The sequence below is a fragment of the Phenylobacterium sp. genome (assembly GCF_030645195.1).
Classification (GTDB): Bacteria; Pseudomonadota; Alphaproteobacteria; order Caulobacterales; family Caulobacteraceae; genus Phenylobacterium.
On the sequence record NZ_JAUSLW010000087.1, the window covers coordinates 1 to 3,291 of the forward strand.

At 68.9% G+C, this 3,291-nt stretch carries 3 protein-coding genes; all 3 read right to left on the reverse strand.

Features of this window, described 5'->3' with window-relative positions; all coding sequences use genetic code 11:
* Positions 1 to 45 precede the first annotated feature (45 nt).
* The 3 genes from argF to Q7T09_RS07890 all read right to left on the reverse strand — a co-directional run bounded on the left by argF (position 46) and on the right by Q7T09_RS07890 (position 3,076).
* Positions 46 to 981, reverse strand: coding sequence for an ornithine carbamoyltransferase (gene argF, locus Q7T09_RS07880; protein WP_304699025.1), 936 nt, complete (start codon positions 979 to 981; stop codon positions 46 to 48).
* 111 nt (positions 982 to 1,092) lie between these two features.
* On the reverse strand, positions 1,093 to 2,271 hold the full coding sequence (locus Q7T09_RS07885) for an aspartate aminotransferase family protein (protein ID WP_304699029.1): 1,179 nt from the start codon (positions 2,269 to 2,271) through the stop codon (positions 1,093 to 1,095).
* A gap of 181 nt (positions 2,272 to 2,452) precedes the next feature.
* Positions 2,453 to 3,076: a sensor histidine kinase gene (locus Q7T09_RS07890; RefSeq protein WP_304699027.1), complete on the reverse strand. Its 624-nt coding sequence runs from the start codon at positions 3,074 to 3,076 to the stop codon at positions 2,453 to 2,455.
* Positions 3,077 to 3,291: the final 215 nt, after the last annotated feature.

Below are 3,291 nucleotides of genomic sequence, written 5' to 3' on the forward strand. Positions count from 1 at the left end.
AGTCAGCTTCGCCGACAGCTCCCCCAGAAGGGGAGCATCTGAGCGTCAGCCAATCTTCCCGAAGCACCAGGCCAGGATCGACTTCTGGGCGTGGATGCGGTTCTCCGCCTCGTCCCAGGCGAGCGACCGCGCGCCGTCCAGAACCTCGCCGGTGACCTCTTCGCCGCGGTGGGCGGGCAGGTCGTGCATGAAGACGGCGCCGGGATTGGCCTTGGCCATCAGGGCCTCGGTGACCTGGTAGGGGCCCAGCGCGGCGATACGGTCGTCGCGGTCGGTGTCGCCCATGGAGACCCAGGTGTCGGTGATCACGCAGTCGGCGCCGGCGACCGCCTCGGCCGGGTTCTCCGTCACCGTGATCCGGCCCTGCCGGTCGGCGGCGCGGGCCAGGTCGACGCGGTCGGGATGGTACTTGGCCGGGCTGGCGATATTGAGCTTGAACCCGAAGATCGGGGCCGCATGGATGAAGGTCGAGCAGACGTTGTTGCCATCCCCGACCCAGGCCAGGGTCTTGCCTTCGACCGGCCCGCAGCGCTCCTCGAAGGCCAGCAGGTCGGCGATGATCTGGCAGGGGTGGCTCTTGTCCGACAGGCCGTTGATCAGCGGCACGGTGGACACCGAGGCGAAGGTCTCCAGGTCGGCGTGGCTGTTGGAGCGGATCATCACGGCGTCCACCATAAGCGAGAGCACCCGGGCGGTGTCCTCGATGGTCTCGCCGCGGCCCAGCTGCATGTCCGCCGCCGTGGAGATGATCACGTCGCCGCCGAGCTGGCGCATGGCCGCGTCGAAGGAGAAGCGGGTGCGGGTGGAGTTCTTCTCGAAGATCATGGCCAGCGTCCGCGCCGCGCCGGGGGCGTCGGCGTCCACGCGGCCCTGGGTCCAGCCCCGGCGCGCGGCCTTGCGGGCCTTGGCGTCGTCCAGGATGGCGCGCAGGTCGGCGGGGGAAATCCGCCACAGGTCGAGGAAGTGTCTGACTTGGGTCATGGGAATCTCCCAACTCCCGCTCACCCCGGCGAAAGCCGGGGCCCAGGTTCAGCCTGAGAGCGAGGAGTCCTAATCTGGGTCCCGGCCTTCGCCGGGATGAGCGGTGTGGAGTTAGGCGGCGGCTTTCGCCTGGGTTCGCGCCGCCTCGCAGGCGGCCTCGAGCTTGGCGACCGCTTCCTGGGCTTCTTCCAGGGTGAGGTTCAGCGGCGGCAGCAGGCGCACGCAATTGTCGCCGCCGCCGGCGATCAGCATGTGCTGGTCGCGGGCATGCTGCATGAACTCGCGGTTGGGGGTCTTCAGCTTGATGCCGATCAGCAGCCCCTTGCCGCGGATGTCCTCCACCACGTCGGGGAAGCGCTCCTGCAGGCCCGAGAGCTGCTGGGTGAAGTAGCCGGCGACCTCGCGGACGTGGGCCAGCAGCTGCGGGCTGTTGAGCTCCTCCATGGCCGCCAGGCCCACGGCCATGGCCAGCGGGTTGCCGCCATAGGTGGAGCCGTGGGAGCCGACAGTCATGCCCTGGCCGGCTTCCGCCGTGGCCAGGCAGGCGCCCACCGGGAAGCCGCCGCCGAGCGCCTTGGCGATGGCCATGATGTCGGGGGCGGCGTCGGTGGCCCACTCATAGGCGAAGAGCTTGCCGGTGCGGCCCAGGCCGCACTGGATCTCGTCATAGATCAGCAGGGTCCCGGTGTCGTCGCACAGGCGGCGCAGGGCCTGGAGCTGCTGTTCGGTGAGCGAGCGGGCGCCGCCCTCTCCCTGCACCGGCTCGACGATGATCGCCGCGGTGGTGGGGCCCACGAGGGCCTTGAGACCCTCCATGTCGCCGAACTTGGCCTGGACGAAGCCCGGCATCCGCGGGCCGAAGCCCTCCAGATAGGCCGCGTTGCCCGAGGCGTTGACCGCCGCCAGCGTCCGGCCATGGAAGGAGCCGTCGAAGCCGATGATGTCGATGCGCTCGGGGTGGCCCTTGGCCCAGTGATACTTGCGCGCCGTCTTGATGGCGCACTCGATGGCCTCGGCGCCGGAGTTGGTGAAGAACACCTCGTCGGCGAAGGTGGCGTCGGTCAGCACCTTGGCGAGCTTCTCCTGGCCCGGGATCGTGAAGATGTTGGACACGTGCCACAGCTTCTCGGCCTGGTCCTTCACCGCCTGGACGAGCTTGGGGTTGGCGTGGCCGAGCGCGTTCACCGCGATGCCCGCCATGCAGTCGAGATAGGCCTCCCCGTCGGTGGTGAAAAGTCGCGCGCCCACGCCTCGCTCGAACGCCAGCGGGGTGCGGTTGTACACGCCCATGATGTGATCGCTGGGGACGGGCGCGGCTTGCGTCGCGGTCTTTTCAGTCACGGGGGATACCTCCCAAAAGAGAAGTGTCCCCGGCGCTTGGCGGCGGGGACAGGAAGGCTCGACGTTTTCGTCTCCGAACCCGGCTCTGTCAATATTGCTTGCGCACGACCGATCGGTGACAGGGGCGGCGTCAGGGCAGGGTGAGGCGGAAGCGCAGGCCCTGGCCGGCGGACTCGAAGGCGGTGGTCGCCCCCAACTGCCGACTGAGCGCCCGGATCAGGCGAAAGCCCAGGCCGCCGTCGGTGGCCGGATCGAATCCCGCCGGGAGGCCCGGCCCGTCGTCCACCACCTCGATCTGGACCAGACCGGACTCGCCCCCGTGGCACCGCACCAGGACGACCCCGGGCAGCTCGTCGGCATGGGCGTACTTGAAGGCGTTGGTGATCACCTCGGAGACGATCTGGCTGATCGGCAGGACCTGATCGGCCCGCACGTGACACTGGGCCGGGATATCCTGGATGAGCCTGGCGGCGCCCGACAGCCCGGAGGCGAAGGGCGCGCAGATCGCCCGCAGATGCTCGCTGAGATCCACCGAGCCGCGATGGCCGTGGGTGGCCAGGGCGCGATGCAGCCGGCCCACCGCATCCACCTGGGCGCCGACGGTCTCCAGCAGCAGCCGGGTCTCGCCATCCAGGCCCGCGGCCTTCAGGCGCACATAGCTGCTGAGCATGGCCAGGTGGTTGGCGATCCGGTGATCGGCCTCCACCAGCAGGCTGCAATCGGCGCAGACCGAGGCGATCTCGGGGATCGGCATGGACGCCTCGCTCAGACCAGGGGGTAGCGTCTGGCCAACCGCCCCGATCCAAACCTCACAATGTGACAAATCCGCCTGCATGGCTTCCATCCGACTCCGCGGAGCGCCCGACGCCCAGCTTCACCAGAAGGCCGATTCAACCTGCGGGCATTGATGGAGGTCAAGTTCGCGCGAGCGGAGAGTCAAGGGCCGCGGCGCTCAAGTCTTCAGCTTGT